This is a genomic window from Enterorhabdus sp. P55, from assembly GCF_009911695.1.
GTDB lineage: Bacteria > Actinomycetota > Coriobacteriia > Coriobacteriales > Eggerthellaceae > Enterorhabdus.
Map to the genome: position 1 here is coordinate 1 of NZ_QWKK01000330.1, position 504 is coordinate 504.

Here is a 504-nt window from a genome sequence, read left to right on the forward strand (position 1 = left end):
CCATCGAGCTTGTCTTTGGCGTCATCTTTTAAGTCTGAGGCTTTATTACCTGTTGCCTTAGCGGCTTGGGTAACTTTGTCTTGAAGCGTTTCATCGTCAGCTTTTTGTTGTTCTTTTGTCTTGATGTCAACAACGGATACATTGACTTCAACAACGGTCAAGTCTGTCATACGTGCCACTTCTTCAGAGATCACACGTTTAATTTCTTTATAGATTTCAGGGACATGTTTACGGTATTCAGTAATGACTTTAAGGTCAACGGCAACTTGCGTTTCACCCACTTCAACGTCAACACCTTTTGTTGCATCGTCACTATTGATAATCTTACCTGTTAAATTAGAGAAGAACCCACCTTCAACGGATAAGAGCCCATCGACATTTTCAAGGGCCATTCCAACAATCTTTTGAATGACTTTGTCATCGTATGAGAGTTTACCTTTGATGTCTTTTTGAAAATTTTGATTTTGTGTATTAGCCATATTAGTCACCATATCTTTCTAGTAC

Annotated in this window: 1 protein-coding gene; it reads right to left on the bottom strand. The window is 38.9% G+C overall.

All coding sequences use genetic code 11. The features are described from left to right. The coding region (locus D1643_RS11500) for an Asp23/Gls24 family envelope stress response protein (RefSeq protein ID WP_236643591.1) at nt 1–479 on the bottom strand (479 nt) is incomplete at its 3' end. Nucleotides 480–504 lie beyond the last annotated feature (25 nt).